This window comes from Methylobacillus sp. MM3 (assembly GCF_001645185.1).
Taxonomy (GTDB): Bacteria; Pseudomonadota; Gammaproteobacteria; order Burkholderiales; family Methylophilaceae; genus MM2.
The window spans coordinates 1-15,141 of the sequence record NZ_LXTQ01000057.1; the positions used below are offsets into that span (position 1 = coordinate 1).

At 54.8% G+C, this 15,141-nt stretch carries 15 protein-coding genes and 1 tRNA gene; 5 read left to right on the forward strand and 11 right to left on the reverse strand.

Translation table 11 applies throughout. The features are described 5' to 3' along the window. From A7976_RS13250 to tsaB, 5 genes are all read right to left on the reverse strand, one after another. Positions 1 to 851: YgcG family protein (locus tag A7976_RS13250; RefSeq protein ID WP_067112901.1), on the reverse strand; the 851-nt coding region annotated here is incomplete at its 3' end. Next, positions 852 to 1,436 carry a LemA family protein gene (locus tag A7976_RS13255; RefSeq protein ID WP_067112903.1) on the reverse strand — a complete coding sequence of 195 codons (585 nt, stop codon included), beginning with the start codon at positions 1,434 to 1,436 and terminating at the stop codon, positions 852 to 854. A gap of 30 nt (positions 1,437 to 1,466) precedes the next feature. Then, the gene (locus A7976_RS15490; protein ID WP_082878151.1) at positions 1,467 to 2,936 is read right to left on the reverse strand and encodes a uracil-DNA glycosylase family protein; all 1,470 of its coding nucleotides are present in this window, start codon (positions 2,934 to 2,936) and stop codon (positions 1,467 to 1,469) included. Next, complete coding sequence (gene rimI, locus A7976_RS13265) at positions 2,933 to 3,394, reverse strand: ribosomal protein S18-alanine N-acetyltransferase (RefSeq protein ID WP_067112905.1); 462 nt, start codon at positions 3,392 to 3,394, stop codon at positions 2,933 to 2,935. Before rimI ends, A7976_RS15490 begins: the two co-directional genes overlap by 4 nt. Then, positions 3,391 to 4,062, reverse strand: a complete 672-nt coding sequence (tsaB, locus tag A7976_RS13270; protein ID WP_067112907.1) for a tRNA (adenosine(37)-N6)-threonylcarbamoyltransferase complex dimerization subunit type 1 TsaB — start codon at positions 4,060 to 4,062, stop codon at positions 3,391 to 3,393. Before tsaB ends, rimI begins: the two co-directional genes overlap by 4 nt. Before the next feature lie 140 nt (positions 4,063 to 4,202). On the opposite strand from tsaB, the gene A7976_RS13275 reads away from it, so the two are divergent. Then, a tRNA-Arg gene (locus A7976_RS13275) sits at positions 4,203 to 4,279 on the forward strand. 270 nt (positions 4,280 to 4,549) lie between these two features. On the opposite strand, the gene A7976_RS13280 is transcribed toward A7976_RS13275, so the two are convergent. The 3 genes from A7976_RS13280 to A7976_RS13290 form a co-directional block, all read right to left on the reverse strand. Next, positions 4,550 to 7,642, reverse strand: a complete 3,093-nt coding sequence (locus tag A7976_RS13280) for an efflux RND transporter permease subunit (RefSeq protein WP_067112909.1) — start codon at positions 7,640 to 7,642, stop codon at positions 4,550 to 4,552. Then, positions 7,639 to 8,760 carry an efflux RND transporter periplasmic adaptor subunit gene (locus tag A7976_RS13285; protein ID WP_067112911.1) on the reverse strand — a complete coding sequence of 374 codons (1,122 nt, stop codon included), beginning with the start codon at positions 8,758 to 8,760 and terminating at the stop codon, positions 7,639 to 7,641. Before A7976_RS13285 ends, A7976_RS13280 begins: the two co-directional genes overlap by 4 nt. A gap of 72 nt (positions 8,761 to 8,832) precedes the next feature. Continuing rightward, positions 8,833 to 9,444 carry a TetR/AcrR family transcriptional regulator gene (locus A7976_RS13290; RefSeq protein ID WP_067112913.1) on the reverse strand — a complete coding sequence of 204 codons (612 nt, stop codon included), beginning with the start codon at positions 9,442 to 9,444 and terminating at the stop codon, positions 8,833 to 8,835. Positions 9,445 to 9,536: 92 nt separating this feature from the next. Here A7976_RS13290 and A7976_RS13295 point away from each other — a divergent pair, with 92 nt between their 5' ends. After that, positions 9,537 to 11,027, forward strand: coding sequence for an efflux transporter outer membrane subunit (locus A7976_RS13295; RefSeq protein ID WP_067112914.1), 1,491 nt, complete (start codon positions 9,537 to 9,539; stop codon positions 11,025 to 11,027). A gap of 129 nt (positions 11,028 to 11,156) precedes the next feature. Continuing rightward, entirely contained in the window at positions 11,157 to 11,612 is a 456-nt protein-coding gene (locus A7976_RS13300; RefSeq protein WP_067112917.1) for a nuclear transport factor 2 family protein, read from the forward strand. A gap of 148 nt (positions 11,613 to 11,760) precedes the next feature. On the opposite strand, the gene A7976_RS13305 is transcribed toward A7976_RS13300, so the two are convergent. Further along, positions 11,761 to 12,378, reverse strand: a complete 618-nt coding sequence (locus A7976_RS13305) for a TetR/AcrR family transcriptional regulator (RefSeq protein WP_067112918.1) — start codon at positions 12,376 to 12,378, stop codon at positions 11,761 to 11,763. 175 nt (positions 12,379 to 12,553) lie between these two features. Between A7976_RS13305 and A7976_RS13310 the strand changes: the two genes are divergently transcribed. Further along, the gene (locus A7976_RS13310; protein WP_131801032.1) at positions 12,554 to 12,883 is read left to right on the forward strand and encodes a hypothetical protein; all 330 of its coding nucleotides are present in this window, start codon (positions 12,554 to 12,556) and stop codon (positions 12,881 to 12,883) included. 167 nt (positions 12,884 to 13,050) lie between these two features. Then, the gene (locus tag A7976_RS13315; RefSeq protein ID WP_067112922.1) at positions 13,051 to 13,800 is read left to right on the forward strand and encodes an alpha/beta fold hydrolase; all 750 of its coding nucleotides are present in this window, start codon (positions 13,051 to 13,053) and stop codon (positions 13,798 to 13,800) included. A 126-nt stretch (positions 13,801 to 13,926) separates the two neighbouring features. Here A7976_RS13315 and A7976_RS13320 read toward each other — a convergent pair whose 3' ends face one another. Both A7976_RS13320 and A7976_RS13325 read right to left on the reverse strand, forming a co-directional pair. Next, positions 13,927 to 14,364 (reverse strand): hypothetical protein, encoded by a 438-nt coding sequence (locus A7976_RS13320; protein ID WP_205633540.1) that lies wholly within the window; start codon positions 14,362 to 14,364, stop codon positions 13,927 to 13,929. Beyond that, on the reverse strand, positions 14,361 to 15,104 hold the full coding sequence (locus A7976_RS13325) for an SDR family oxidoreductase (RefSeq protein WP_067112924.1): 744 nt from the start codon (positions 15,102 to 15,104) through the stop codon (positions 14,361 to 14,363). The genes A7976_RS13320 and A7976_RS13325 overlap by 4 nt, the downstream gene beginning before the upstream one ends. Positions 15,105 to 15,141 lie beyond the last annotated feature (37 nt).

Sequence of the window (15,141 nt, forward strand, 5' to 3'; positions counted from 1 at the left end):
ACTCCGCCACCGCCGAAGCCCCCTCCACCCATGCCGCCCAGCCCGCCGCCATGAAAGCCGCGGCCGCCGCCGAGGGTAAAGATGAATGCCATGACGGCCAGAAGCAGCGCGAAGAAAACGCCGGCGCCCAGCAGCCAGACGATGCCGCCGACGATCCCGCCTGTTGCCATGCCGCCCAGCACCTTGCCGAAAATGGCGCGCATCAGGCCGCCGATCACGATGGCGGCGATGAACACCATGGGGAAATATTTATCGAACGCGCCGCCGCTGGCGGTTTGCTGCTTGGGCGGCGGCAGGGGTTCGCCTTCCACCAGCCCGATCAGGCGTTCCACCCCGGCATTGATGCCGCCGGCAATATCGCCTTCGCGGAAGCGCGGGATCATGATTTCCTCGATCACGCGCTTGGCGATCACATCCGGCACCACGCCTTCCAGGCCGTAGCCGACCTCGATGCGGACTTCGCGGTCCTGCGTCGCCATCAATACCAGCAGGCCATCGTCGATTCCCTTGCGGCCCAGCTTCCAGTTTTCCGCAACGCGGATGCCGTATTGCTCGATGGCTTCCGGTCGGGTGGTGGGTACGAGCAGCACGGCGATCTGGCTGCCTTTCTGCTGCTCGAAGGCGGCAAGGCGGGCTTCCAGTGAGGATTTCTGCTCCGGCGTTAGCGTGCCGGTGAGGTCGGTAACGCGTGCCGTGAGCGGCGGGATGGCAACCTCATCGGCCGCCGCCATGCCAGTCAGCAGAAGCAGCATCACCATCGCCAGCCAGCGGGCCAGCTTTTGTAGCGCAGGCGTCCCCGCCTGCAGTGGGTGCGGTGCAGGCGGGGACGCCTGCGCTACATATCCGGTCACTTAGAACTCGACCTTGGGCGGGGTCGCGATGGCCTTCTCGTTTTCAACGGTGAAATTCGGCTTGGTCTTCATGCCGAACAGCATTGCGGTGAGATTGGTCGGGAAGGAGCGCACCGTCACGTTGTATTCCTGCACTGCCTTGATGTAGCGGTTGCGCGCCACGGCGATGCGGTTTTCCGTGCCTTCCAGTTGTGCCTGCAAATCGCGGAAGCCGGCGTCGGCCTTGAGTTGCGGATAGTTTTCCGCAACGACCAGCAAGCGGGAGAGGGCGGAGGTCAGTTCGCCCTGCGCGGCCTGGAATTTCGCGAAGGCCTGCTCGTCATTCACCAGTTCCGGCGTCGCCTGGATGCTGCCGACTTTTGCGCGGGCGTTGGTGACGGTTTCGAGGACTTCCTTCTCATGCGAGGCGTAGCCCTTCACCACGTTGACCAGGTTGGGTACGAGGTCGGCGCGACGCTGGTATTGGTTCAGTACTTCGGACCATGCGGCGTTGATCTGCTCGTCCGTCGATTGCAGGGTGTTGTAGCCACAGCCGGAAAGCGCCAGCGTCGCAAAAACAATGAAAGCGGTCAGCCATTTACGCATGTTGTTATCTCCTTATGAAGGCGGTTGTTATCAAGATATGGCCGCCTGTTGTGTTTGCAAGTCCTGCATCGTGCGGCGGGCGTAGCACAGGTCTTCCCAGGCCTTGGCCTTGTCCGGCAGGTTGCGCAACAGGTAGGCCGGGTGATAAGTCACGATTACCGGCACGCCATTGTAATCATGCAGCTTGCCGCGCAGTGCGCCTATCGAACTATCGGTATTCAGCAGCGATTGCGCCGCGAAACGCCCCATTGCTACGATCAGCTTGGGCTTGATCAGTTCGACCTGGCGTTTGAGGAAAGGATCGCATTTGACGACTTCCTCGCCGTGCGGATCGCGGTTTTCCGGCGGACGGCACTTGAGCACGTTGGCGATATAGACGTTTTCGCCGCGCTTCAGATCGATGGCCGCCAGCATGTTGTCCAAAAGTTTACCCGCCTGACCGACAAAAGGCTCGCCGCGCCGATCTTCTTCTGCGCCTGGTGCCTCGCCGACGAACAACCACTCGGCATTGCGGTCGCCCACGCCGGTCACGGTCTGGGTGCGAGTTTTTGCCAACGAACAGGCTTCGCATGCCTTGATGGCGGCGTCCAATGCTTCCCAATCCATCTCCGCGATGTTGGCTTTGGTGAGTGCGGATACGTCCATTGATGCAGGCGAGGGCGCCTGCACTATAGGAGGCGGCGTTGTCGTAGCGCAGGCGTCCCCGCCTGCATCAACCGGATTAAAAGCATCGCAAAACGCATACAGCTCCGGGGATGTCGCAAGTCGTGCTTTCACCGGATTCTGTCGCACGTAAGCGCAGTAACGATCGAATTCGTCATCGTCGCGTATCAGGCGGTCGAAACTTTCGCGCTGCCAGAATGTACCCGTTCGCCCAGTGGCAGCATTGATCTCGTGTGCGGTGAACGATTTGATGTCTTGCAGGATATCGTTCAGCGCGTGCTCGGCCAATGGCTCGATTACCAGGTGCACGTGGTTGGGCATCACGCTCCAGGCATGCAGGCGGTAGCGCGTATCCGCGCCGCGCAGCAAGGCGGCGCGTACGATTCCGGCCAACTCCGGATTGGCGAGCAGGCATTCGCCATGCCCTTGGTCCAGCGATCTCTCAATGGCGCGGCTGCGTTCCTGCTCCGGCAGCACATCCAGCTGTTCAAGCACATCGGCGGGCAGACTGTCGTCAAGGCGGAAAGTGATGAAGTAAATACCGCCTTCAGCCTTGAGGTGAGGAAGATAGTCGCGATTATGTACGCCCTGGATCAGCGGGTTATCGGCGGGAACGGGAGTTTCCTGTTTTTTGGCAACTGGGCTTGCAGGCGAGGGCGCCTGCGTCACAAGGGGCGGCGCTATCGGAGCGCAGGCGTCCCCGCCTGCATCAGCCTCGGCTGCCAAAGCCGGAGCTGCGATATCCGCCTGGTTATCCGGCTGAATCTCGCTAACCCTCGGCCGCCAAACCGGCAGCAATTCCAATTCTTTCAATATCTCTTCGCGCGGCAAACTCATAACGCCAGCCCCATCAGTATCGCGTCTTCCCGGCCATTATGTGCCGGGTAATAACCCTTGCGGATCGAGAATTCATTGAATCCCATGCTCTCGTACAATGCGATGGCATTTGTGTTGGAAGGCCTGACTTCGAGGAACATCATTTGCGCCCCATGGCGTCGGGCGGTTTCGATCACATGCTCCAGCAGCGCACGGCCCATGCCGCGGCCTTGATAATCGCCCGCGATGCTTATATTGAGCAAGTGCGCTTCATCCAGCACCGACATCATCACTGCATAGCCGACGACTTCGCCGTCGAATTCATACACCCAGCAGCTATAACCGGCATGCAGCGAGTCGGCGAAATTGCCGCGCGACCACGGATGCGAATAAATCCGGGGTTCGATTTCCATGACGCGGTCGAGATCCTCGAACTGCATCGGGCGAAACCCGTTGGATGGCTTGACCACTGCGTTCATCGTTCCGCCATCGTCAGCGCAACCTTGTTGCGGATGTAAATCGGCGCCGCTTCGGCGGCAGGCAGGGCCTTGCCGGCGGCAAATTCGTTGGCGGCCAGCGCGGCGATATCGCGTGCATGCGGGAAAGCCTGACCATTACACTTATCGACCTGCCCGGCATAACACGCATTCAGAATATCGCCGTAAGCCGCCCAGCCGCTGCCAATGCCAAACCACGCGCCGCCCTCGATGGAAGGCACATCCTGCGGCTTGTAAAGACCGGGTTCGCATGCGATCTGCCACCCCGACCCGTGGCGAACATAAGCCGCGTGATAAACCTCGCCCATGCGCGCATCCAGGCACGCGATCACGCGCTCTGCGTCCGTCTGCTGCGCCAGCGCGAGCAAAGTGCTCACGCCGACCACCGGCAGATTTGCGCCGAAGGCCAACCCCTGCGCCACGCCGCACCCGATGCGCAGCCCGGTAAACGAACCCGGCCCCGCACCGAAGGCGATGCCGTCGAGTTCCGGCAAAGTCAATCCCGCTTCGGCCAGCATTTCGCCCAGCATCGGCAAAATAAGCTGCGAATGCTTCTGCCCCGCCAGCAAGTCGCGCGACAGCATGGCGCCGTCCTGCCACAGGCACAGCGAAAGATATTCGGTGGAGGTATCGAGGGCGAGCAATTTCATCCGGCGATTATAACGTCTGTCCGCCTTCGGAACTGCTCGCGCGAAAGAGGATAGGCGAAATTAGCGAGGGGCCGGCTTGCGCGTCGAGGAGAATTCGGTATAATGCACGCCTCTTCGACGCAATGTCGATTGCAATTTACGCGCCCGTAGCTCAGCTGGATAGAGTACTTGGCTACGAACCAAGGGGTCAGGAGTTCGAATCTCTTCGGGCGCGCCAAATTCATAGAGGCCACAGCAATGTGGCCTTTTTCATTTGTGCTATTGAAAAGCATTTGTACACTTGTCACTCAGGCTCAAGTCCGAATTTAAGTGCAATCATCAGACTGTGCAAAATTCATAGAAAACATGAACTCCAAGCCATTCACAAAATTACTGGAATCTCGGTAGAGATAGGCATGAAGCCGAAGAGGTCTCATCACCTGCCTTGTTCGAACACCCCTTTGATAGGGGTGCCCGAAGTACAGGGTGGCGGTTAGCTATCTGTAAATCAAGGAGTGGTTCCTGAAGCAATTGCGATACTGTCGCCAGTATTCGGGAGCCTGATTTTGAACCAAATGGCGTACATGGCCGGTAGGAACGCAAGAGTGAGTACCGTACCGATAAGAGTGCCGCCAATCAGGGTATATGCCAACGTTCCCCAGAATACTGAATGGGTGAGCGGAATAAACGCCAGGATCGCAGCCAGGGCAGTGAGGATAACCGGCCGGGCTCGTTGGACGGTGGCTTCGACTACTGCGTCAAAAGGCTGCAGTCCTTCCTCCAGGTTATGCTCGATTTGCCCAATCAGGATCAGGGTGTTGCGCATCAGGATCCCCGACAAGGCGATCAGGCCTACCAGTGCATTGATGCCAAAAGGTTGCTGGAACAATATCAGTGTCGGCACGACGCCGATCAGCCCCAGCGGACTGGTGGCAAATACCATGACCATGGCCGCGATCGAGCGCACCTGGAGGATGAGGATCAGCAAGGTCACCGCAATCATGATCGGGAACAGGGGCAGCAGTGCCTTGGTCGCCTTGCCTGATTCTTCGATGGAGCCCGCCTCTTCGATGCGATAGCCGGCTGGAAGCTTGTCGATCACGGGCTGCAGTTTCGCCATGATGGCGGTAGATACATCCGGCGGCTGCAAATCTTCGGCAATGTCACCGCGTACCGTAATTGTCGGGGTACGGTCGCGCCGGCGCAGAATCGGCTCTTCCATACGGACATCAACCACCCCTATCTGCGACAACGGGACGCGTTGTTCTGCCGAGCCGATCAATGTGAAGCCGGATATTTTCTCCGGATCCAGGCGCATGTTTTCTGCTGCCCGACCAACAACCTGTACCGAGCGGATATCCTCACGAACTTCGGTGACGGGCACGCCGCTCAGCAGAAACTGAAGCTGCTGTGCGACGCTGTTGGAAGTCAGCCCGACAGCCTGAAGCCGGTCCTGCTGCAGAGTGAAGTGCAGGGCCGGCACACGTTCGCCCCAATCGGCATTGACGGTTCGCATCATTGGGCTTGCGTTCATGACTTGCCCGACATCGGCTGCAATGGAGCGCAATTTTTCAGGGTCTGGCCCGGTAACGCGGAAAGCGACGGGGTATGGGGAATAGGGCCCGAATACCAGTTGTGTGACACGTACGCTGGCCTCCGGAGCCAATCCGTCCGCGATGGCCTGACGCAGCCTCAGCTTCAGAATCTCGCGTTCCTCTTGATTCTCCGTCCGCACCACGAGCTTCGCGAAGGACGGATCAGGTAGTTCGGGCGACATGGCCAGGTAGAAGCGTGGGGCGCCCTGACCGATATAGGACGTTACGATTTTCGCTTCCTTCTGTTTCGCCAGCCATGCTTCAACCTTGGCCGTGGCGCCACTGGTCTGCTCGATCGAGGTTCCATAAGGCATTTGAATCTCGACCAGCACCTCAGGACGGTCGGAGGTGGGGAAAAACTGCTTCTTCACTACACCCATGCCGAGAATGGCCAGGACAAAAGCGCCTATAACGATGGCCGTAACGATCCACTTATAACGAATGACGCGCCCCAATAGCGAGCGAAAGCGGTTGTAATTCGGGGTGCTATAGATCGCTTTGTAACCGCCTTCTATCTTCTCCAGCTCCGGCAGCATCTTGACGCCTAGATAGGGCGTGAAAACCACGGCGACGATCCAGGATGCAATCAGGGCCGTACCCACGACCCAGAACATATTGCTGGTGTATTCGCCGGCGGTGGATTGGGCAAAACCATTGGGCATAAAACCAATGGCGGTGACCAGGGTGCCTGACAACATCGGGGCTGCGGTATGGCTCCACGCATAGGCGGAAGCGGCAATACGGCTATAACCTTCCTCCATTTTTACTACCATCGTTTCGATCGCGATGATGGCGTCGTCCACCAGCAGGCCAAGCGCCAGAATCAGCGATCCCAATGTGATCCGGTCGAAATTCTTGCCAGTAGCTGCCATGACGATAAATACAGCAGCCAGCGTCAAGGGCACTGCAGCCGCAACTACCAGCCCCACGCGCCAGCCCATGCTCAAGAAACTCACCAGCATGACCACGAGCAGAGCCACGAAGAACTTGACCATGAACTCATCGACCGAAATATCGATATTCACAGCCTGGTCGGTCACTTTGCTCAAACTCATGCCCAACGGCATTTCGGCGCTGATTGATGTGACTTCCGCATCCAATGCCCGCCCCAGATCGAGGCCGTTCCATCCCTCGCGCATGACGATACCCAGCAGGATCGCGGGTTTGCCATTGTTGCGGACGAGAAAGGTTGATGGGTCTTCATAACCACGCTCTACCGTGGCCACGTCCGATAGCTTCAGTATCCGGCCTTGGGCAGATACCGGTGTATCGCGGATTTTCTGTAGCTGGTCAAAAGCACCTTCAATCCGGATAAATACTTGAGTCCCTTTGGTATCGATCGAACCTGCGGGCGTCAAGACATTTTGCGTATGCAGCGCTGAAAAAATTTGCTGCGGCGATATCCCCAGGGTCGCCAGGCGATCATGGGAAAAAGCCACATAGATGCGCTCGGGTTGCTCGCCGATGATGTTCACTTTCTTGACGCCAGCCACATGCAGCAGGCGCTGACGCAATTTTTCAGCATCGCGCACCAGCAGCCGCTGCGGCTCTCCTGTCGCCGTCAAGGCAAACAGGGCAAAGGTTACGTCTGCATATTCGTCATTCACAAAGGGGCCGATGACCCCGGCTGGAAGATTTAGCGATTCGTCGCTTATTTTCTTTCGCGCCTGGTAGAACTCCTCTTTAACTGCGGATGGAGGCGTACTGTCGAGCAGGGTCACCTTGGTAAAAGCCAGGCCGGGCCGGGTGTAAGTTTCCGTGCGGTCATACCAGCGCAACTCCTGCATGCGCTTTTCGATTTTCTCCGCGACCTGATCCTGCATTTCCTGCGCCGTCGCTCCCGGCCAGGCAGTGACCACAGTCATGATCTTTACCGTGAAGGGAGGATCTTCGGCCCTGCCCATCTTGAAAAAGGCGATGGTGCCTGCAACCGTTATCAAAATAATCAGGAATAAGGTGATCGCCCGCTCGCGGACGGCAAGCGCCGAAAGATTAAAGGAGCTCATTTTGCTTCCCCATGGTTCGACCCTGATATGGCCGCTTCGCTAGTGGCAATCCTGACTTTTTCTCCTGCGCGAAGAAGATGGGCACCCAGCATGACGATTTGGTCATTTGCCTTGAGATTCCCTTCTACACGGGCGGTATCGTCACCCAGGCTCAGGATTTTTACGGGACGCCAGGTTACGTGTAGCGGTTGCCCTTCGAGCGCCCACACACCCGGACCTTTTCCCGAATCGAAAATGGCTCCTATAGGCACTTCCAGGCCGGATTGCTCCGAAGCGTGGTTTTCCTTGATCTGAATGGTGACAGTTGCACCGAGGGGGGCATTGGCTAATGCGTCATCCAGTACATACCTCGCTTCAAACGTACGTGACACACCGTCTGCCGATCCGGAAAGCTGCCTGAGTTTCGCCGGTACGGCCAAATTATCCTTGCCATAGAGTTTCGCCTGAGCAAGGGAGCCTAACGAGGGACGCAAGGTTTCCGGCAGGTATACGACAGCTTCGCGCTTCCCTGAATGTGCGATGCGCACGACGGTCTGGCCTGCGTTGACGACTTGTCCCGGTTCAACCAGGGTATCTACTACAACGCCGTCGGCATCAGCGAATAAGACCGCATAGCTGGATGCGTTCTTTGCCACATCTGCTTCCGCTTCCGCCGCTTTGAGTTGCGCAGAGGCTGTTTCAGCCGCCGCTTTGATTTGATCATAAGCCGAGGCGGATACAGCCCCAACTGCTACCAGATCACGATGCCTGATTTCCTCTTCCACTGCTTGATCGGCACGGGCCTTTGCGGCCATTACGGCCTCATGCTGTGCATGTGCCGCCAATTGCAGATCGATGGGGTCGATGCGCATGAGCGGCTGACCACGTTTAACGATTTGGCCTGCGTCGACCAAGCGTTCGAGAACCTTGCCTGGGACACGAAATCCCAGATCGCTTTGAACTCGAGCGGCGACGGTTCCCGTGAAGGAGCGTGATAAATCAGAAGCAGCTTGAACGCTTCCCGTTTTAACCAACGGAGTTTGTGTGCGAGGGTCGGGCGGCGTTTTATTACTGCACGCAATCAGTGCCAGCGGCAATAAGCCAATAACGGTGGCTGAAGCAAGTTTACGGCGAAGCATTTGGGTTCCCCTCCAAAAGATAGGAACCGCATTTTCCTTCTAGTGACCAAATTAGTCAATAGTCACATAAAATTATGGAGCTAAACTTCGCAGCACCAAACCTGAAAGGATGACGGGAACTTCATCGGCAAGGCTGAGATTGTGTTGCAGCAGCAAAGGATTCATGTAGGGCCGCATGACCAAATAGATGGCATTTGTGGTTTCGTCTATTGGCGTCTTCCGCTCGAACTCGCCCGCTTCGCGTCCTTCGCGCAGAATCTGCAGGATGATTTTCATGACTTGATCCTGATAGGCGGCAACGGCCTGCCATTGCTCGCCGGCAGCGGACGCCGCGATGTCATAGAGTTTTCGGTCATGAAAAAATAGATGCACGCTTGCCTCTACCGCCGCTTTAAACATGCGCCGGAACCGTTCGGAAGCGGTGGGGGCGTCAAGCATGGCCTCATTGATGGCTTCCAGAATGGCATTCAGGCAATTGGTGCAAATCACCTCACCAATGGCCTGCTTTGAGTCGAAGAATTTATAGATGTAAGCCTTGGAAAAACCAATGGCCTTGGCCAGATCGGAAACGGTTGTTTTTTCGTAGCCGTAGCGGCTGAAATGCTCAGCCGCTGCTTCCACAATCTGTGTTCGGACATTATGGTCGGAAGGACCTCTCGGGATGGGTTGGGTTTTTTCGTTCATTTAATTAGCTTACCTCGACTTGAATAGATTGACAAACAGTGACCATATTGTAATATAGTCACCATTCAACTCTATAAAGTTCAAGGATCGCTATGTTCTCTTGCCGCCCTCTTGCTCTTTTGTTAGGCGCCAGTCTTATGGCCGGCTGCGCAGTCGGCCCTGACTACAAGAAGCCGAATGTATCGCTCCCGGAGCGTTATCTTGGCCAGACTCAGCTTGAACAGCGCAGCGCTATATCAAACGCGAATCTTGCTGCCTGGTGGGAGGGGTTCGGCGATCCGCAGTTAAGTCGCTTCGTGCTATTGGCACTGGATCAAAACCTGGATATGGCCCAGGCTTCAGCGCGCATTGCACAAGCACGCTCTGGCCTCGGGTCGGCGCGTGCCGCGTTACTTCCTTCAGGCAACGTGAGTGCGCAAGCCGCTAAAAACCATCAATCGCTTGAAACTCCCATAGGACAACTGCTTAACGCTGTTCCCGGCTATGATAGGGATGGGAGTCTTTACGAGGCAAACCTGACTGCGGCTTGGGAGCTGGATATATTCGGTGGATTGCGCCGCGGGCAAGAGGCTGCGGTGGCGGAATACCAGGCGGCCCAGGCAGGAGGAACCGCAACTCGCCTCGCGGTTGCAGCACAAACGGCAGATCTTTACATCACTATCCGTGGATTGCAGGCTCGACTCGGTGTCGCCAGGCAGCAACTCGAAACGCAGCAGCAACTTCTCTCGAAGGTGAACATGCTGTATTCCAAAGGCCTCGCCCCCAGGCTTCAGGTGCAACAGGCCGAGGGTGCGGTCGCTCAGGTTAAAGCGACCATTCCAATGCTTGAAGCCGGCCTAGATTCCGCCATGAATGCCCTGGATGTGATGCTTGGGGTTGCGCCTGGTACCTATAGAGCTGAATTTGGCAAAGCCGGCCCAATACCTGTAGCTCCACAAATATCTTCGGCGGGATCCCCTGCGGACTTGCTGCGACGCAGACCTGATCTGATCGTGGCGGAGCGCCGGTTGGCGGCAGCCAATGCAAAAATTGGTGCGGCAACGGCCGAATACTATCCAAAACTTGCACTTAGTGTGTTGCTCGGCAGTGCATCAGCCATCTCGGGAGGAAATCTTCTCAGCGCCGGGGCGAATCAAGCAGCGGGAGTACTTGGCCTGCGTTGGCGTCTATTCGATTTTTCGCGCATCAACGCGCAGATCGATCTGGCAAAAGGTCAGGAGGCCGAGGCCCTGGCTGCCTATCGCCAGGCGGCACTTCGGGCGACCGAGGATGTGGAGAACTCCATATCTGCTTTGGTTAAACGTGAAGAGCAGGCAATTATCTTGTTGCAAGGCGAGCAATCGCTTTCCCAGGCGCGGGATTCCTCTTTTGCCGCATATCAAAAGGGCGTAGTCAGCCTGATCGAGGTATTGCACGCAGATGAAAATCTGTTGCGAACATCCGATGCAAAAGTCCAAGCGCAAATCGAATCTGCCCGTTCGGCTGTTGCAGCATTCAAGGCTCTCGGTGGTGGCTGGGAAGGGAGCAATGGGATTTCACAATCTTCAAACGCCCTAACAACAGCGGTACCCGCTGAAAACTAGAGCTGCATTAACGCAACCATGAAAGGCATGATTCAGATACAGAGCACTGCCGTAGATTCAGAGCCAGTCAAAAGCTTAGGCTTGGCACCCGCGATTGGCCATCCTTTCACATAATTGGAGGACTTGATAATGATATACAGCACCATTGTTAAGAGCAAAATCCGTCAGACTTTCGACGACGTCAACAACCATCGTTGGGACGAGGCAGTGAATGCAGTCGCGCCGCATGTTCATCACCGCGTTTCGGGCGTTCACGCACTGGGTGGTGAGCGCCACAGCAAAGAAGCCCTGCGCCGCTGGTTTGAGCGTCTCGGCCGTGTCCTGCCCAATCTCAAAATCAAGGTCAACAACATCTGGGTGAAGGGATTGCCCTGGAATACAACTGTGTTTGTCGAGTGGGACGGTACCGGCACGCTCTTGAATGGCGATGCGTACGTTAATCGTGGTCTTCACGTGTTTACCCTGCGCTGGGGCAAAGTCCATGCGCTTGAGGAATTTCAAGATTCACAAGCAGCAGCCAACGGTCTTGCCGCCCAAGCGGCAGCTGGAATCAAAGAGGCCGCAGCCGAACAAATTGCAAGTTAGCAGAGGCAGTCTGAGCCTACGCTGTAGCGTGCTCGTGAGTGAATTCCCGGCTTATCCTGAGCAACCCGGGATTTGCATAGGCTGCGCGTTTAAACTTGCCAGGGCTGGCCGCAAGGTCAGCCCGTAATTCCTAAATTAAAAGGAAACACTAATGCTGAACATTGGAGTCGCGTAACACCGACCTGAGTGCCTCCAATGCAAATTTGCATGAGGAGTGGAGTTCCCTTTTTGTGGATCCATCCTTTGCCCGCAATGCCAGGCCATGTATGAAACCAAAATAGAACTCGGCCAATGCATCAGGCTCAGCACCTTCAATTAACTGACCATCTTTTATTGCCCGCATGAATCTCTTCTTCAGTGTTTCCTTGTACATAGCCCTCAGATTCCTGAGGTGTTGAACATGTTCCTGATGTTCCGGTGCGCAGTTGATCGCACCCGCCATAATCAAGCAGCTGGATGCCTCGGGCCCTGAAACCATCTTGACACTTTCATTCAGGGAATTTTCAAGAGCATTCAAGATTGAAGTTGTTTCGTTGAGGGCTTTAAGAGGCCCTTGCTCGACTTTATTCTTATAAAGCTCTACCACCTCTCTGAACAAGGTGTCTTTGTTTCCAAAGGCTGCATACACGCTGGGAGCTTTCATTCCAATGGCGGCGATCAAGTCAGCCATGGTGGTGCCTTCGAAGCCTTTCTCCCAGAAAACCAGCATGGCTTTCTTTAGCGCTTCCTCGCGATCAAATGTTCTTGGACGACCTGCTGGGGGCATTTTGAAACCTCAATTTCAAATAATTTAATCTAGATTACATAAATATGTTGACAAAAGCAAATCACGGCCTAATAATGTAATCCATGTTACATAATTACTCGACGAAGGGCCAGCGGTTTTTCGTTTCAGGGAAATTAATGGAACATTTTTCTTAACTTGAATGAGGGTCTACATCATGAAAATCAAATCAGTTCTTATCAACAGTCTGCTTTTTTCGATTACCGCAGCAAGTGGCATCGCTTTGGCCGATGGAAATAATCTTGATCAGTCTCGGAACACTTTTGTTTACGGGACAATACAAGGTAACTGGAAACCGGCTGCTACCTCAGTCTCAAATGAAACGCCAGACGTCGATAAATCTCTCGGGGCATTTGCAAGCACCGTGCTCGGTAAAACGCCCCGCATCACTCCGGCGGTATCTGATAGCAAGCCAGTGAAGACTGAGACAGCATCGGATCTTTTCACCCGCAAGTTTCAGGCAAACTACCGTTACACAAAATCCTGAGCATGAAGCAAGATGAGGGCAATAACTTCGGTTCCTCGATGAGGAGCTGGAGTTTTTGCCTTTAAGAAAACAATTCTTAAAGGAGCATCAAGGTGAACGCATATTCGAATATTCGGGTTAATGATCGGGACATATGTTATTGGGAAACAGGGCGAGGCGAACGCACAATGCTGCTACTGCATACACTGCGTACTCAAATCGAGTATACCGAGCGCATCGCGCCGCTATTGGCAGATCATTACCGGATCATCGTTCCCGATCTGCCCGGCTATGGCCGTTCATCGAAAGAATTGACCCAGCCTTACAACGCGACGCTCTTCGTCGAGACGATCGCCGCTCTGGTAGAGAAGCTTGATCTGAAAGAAATAACCCTGGTGGGAGAATCGATCGGCGGGACCATTGCGCTATGTCTGGCCGCACGCATGCCGCAACGCGTTTCCAAGGTAATCGCATTCAATCCCCACGACAGCATGGGCTCTCTTATCGGTGGGCCCATAGGCAGCGTCGTTTCCTATGTCGGACGATACACTGAACAACCTTTCAAACTTGAGTTTCCGGCATTGTTCCGATTGATATTGCAGGCCGGATTCGCAAACAACAAGAATCTGTCCGATGAGTTTGTCGAAAAATTGCTTACCGTGCCTAGTCAGGATGAAAGGTTTCCTTTTGTGATGAAATCACTAATGAAAGAAGCCTCTAGCTGGCCACAAATTGCCGATAAGGAATATCCCAAAATTCCGGATTCAATTCCCACCCAGGTAATCTACGGGGACAAGGATTGGTCACCTTCTTATGCATTTGAACAAAATCGACGTAGATTACCCAAACACGTACGCTTCGCTACTCTAAAGAACACCGGACATTTTTCCTTTCTGGATAATCCTGCAGGCTCTGCGAGCATTATTAACGCAGCTTGAGTTACTAAAACAGGCCAAGAGCTAGACCGAGACATGCCGTATTCGTTTCGAGCGCACCAGATAGAGAAAAGGGCCAGTTCCGCGAGGAAACTGGCCCTTTTTCGTGTTCATCAGACCACTTAACGCTCAACCGTCGGGTTGTTGATGTCCTGCTTGGTTGTTGATCCGAAGAAAGGTGATCGCAACAAGTCCTATGATTGCAGGAAGTGTTACAGCTGGAAAATCCCGCAACAATGTTGATGGGCCGCAAATGCCTACTGCCACCTCCCACAGGTGAAAAATAGCGTGAGCGATTAGCCAAATGGTTGCGGCTCCCCAAAGTACCAGACGCTCCCGAGGTCGGAAACAGCCAGCCACAAAGGCAATACCCAGCAGAAGCTGAACGATGCCAATATCACGGATGAAGTGCTGGTTATAGAATCCGGTATTGATGACACCAGGTACCATTTCATACCATGTTTTGGGGTCGGCAATCATGAACAAACCATTCAGTGTAAGGAAAATGCTGTTCGCCGCTACCATTGCAAGAATGGATCGTCCTGCAGGCGTCCTGAATTGATTCATTGCAATGCCAGCCAATCTTTTAATGTTGTTTGTCCCAGCGTGGCTTCACCTTGCGGTGTCAAAGACCGGTCGCTTATTACCATGCCAAAGTAGGGCGCTTTATCGTCCTGAATCACCTTCCGGGGATCTTTCTTTGCTTTCAATGCGGCCTGTACTGCGTCGTGGAGAGGCAGCTTTTCCGGGCCGGCAATGTCGATAGTGCGGTTTCTGGGAGTTTCCAGCGAAAACCTGGATAAGAGGGAAGCAACATCCTCTGCTGCCATGGGTTGGAATAATGCTGAAGTCAGCCTTGCCTGGTCTCCCGAAGTCGCAGAGTCCGCAATGCTGTTTAGAAACTCGAAAAATTGTGTGGCGCGAACGATGGTATAAGGGATTCCGGAACGTTTAATAAGGTTTTCTTGAACCAGCTTTGCCCGGAAATACCCGCTTTCCTGCAGATTTTCGGTACCCACCACGGACAGGGCAATATGGTGTTTAACGTTAGCGACTTGCTCGGCTGCGGCAATATTATGTCCCGCGGTCTCGAAAAATTGCATCACGGCAGCATCTTCGAAAGAGGGTGAATTGGCTACATCGATCACGATATCCGCGCCTGTGATAGCTTCAGTCAGACCTTCACCGGTGATCGTATTCACTCCGGTATTCGGGGATGCGGGTAATACATCATGCCCTATCTGCCTTAAATTCCTGACAACCTTCTTTCCAATCAAGCCTGTGCCGCCTATCACCACGATTTTCATTTCATTCTCCTTGACTGCGGTTATTGACCAAGCATTT

Bases quoted from the DNA above. Each gene is read 5' to 3' on its own strand.
- A7976_RS15490 (WP_082878151.1), bottom strand. From the start codon at position 2,936: ATGAGTTTGCCGCGCGAAGAGATATTGAAAGAATTGGAATTGCTGCCG.
- A7976_RS13310 (WP_131801032.1), top strand. From the start codon at position 12,554: ATGAAAATCAAATCAGTTCTTATCAACAGTCTGCTTTTTTCGATTACC.
- A7976_RS13295 (WP_067112914.1), top strand. From the start codon at position 9,537: ATGTTCTCTTGCCGCCCTCTTGCTCTTTTGTTAGGCGCCAGTCTTATG.
- A7976_RS13305 (WP_067112918.1), bottom strand. From the start codon at position 12,378: ATGCCCCCAGCAGGTCGTCCAAGAACATTTGATCGCGAGGAAGCGCTA.
- tsaB (WP_067112907.1), bottom strand. From the start codon at position 4,062: ATGAAATTGCTCGCCCTCGATACCTCCACCGAATATCTTTCGCTGTGC.
- A7976_RS13290 (WP_067112913.1), bottom strand. From the start codon at position 9,444: ATGAACGAAAAAACCCAACCCATCCCGAGAGGTCCTTCCGACCATAAT.
- A7976_RS13320 (WP_205633540.1), bottom strand. From the start codon at position 14,364: ATGAATCAATTCAGGACGCCTGCAGGACGATCCATTCTTGCAATGGTA.
- A7976_RS13280 (WP_067112909.1), bottom strand. From the start codon at position 7,642: ATGAGCTCCTTTAATCTTTCGGCGCTTGCCGTCCGCGAGCGGGCGATC.
- rimI (WP_067112905.1), bottom strand. From the start codon at position 3,394: ATGAACGCAGTGGTCAAGCCATCCAACGGGTTTCGCCCGATGCAGTTC.
- A7976_RS13300 (WP_067112917.1), top strand. From the start codon at position 11,157: ATGATATACAGCACCATTGTTAAGAGCAAAATCCGTCAGACTTTCGAC.
- A7976_RS13325 (WP_067112924.1), bottom strand. From the start codon at position 15,104: ATGAAAATCGTGGTGATAGGCGGCACAGGCTTGATTGGAAAGAAGGTT.
- A7976_RS13285 (WP_067112911.1), bottom strand. From the start codon at position 8,760: ATGCTTCGCCGTAAACTTGCTTCAGCCACCGTTATTGGCTTATTGCCG.
- A7976_RS13315 (WP_067112922.1), top strand. From the start codon at position 13,051: ATGCTGCTACTGCATACACTGCGTACTCAAATCGAGTATACCGAGCGC.
- A7976_RS13255 (WP_067112903.1), bottom strand. From the start codon at position 1,436: ATGCGTAAATGGCTGACCGCTTTCATTGTTTTTGCGACGCTGGCGCTT.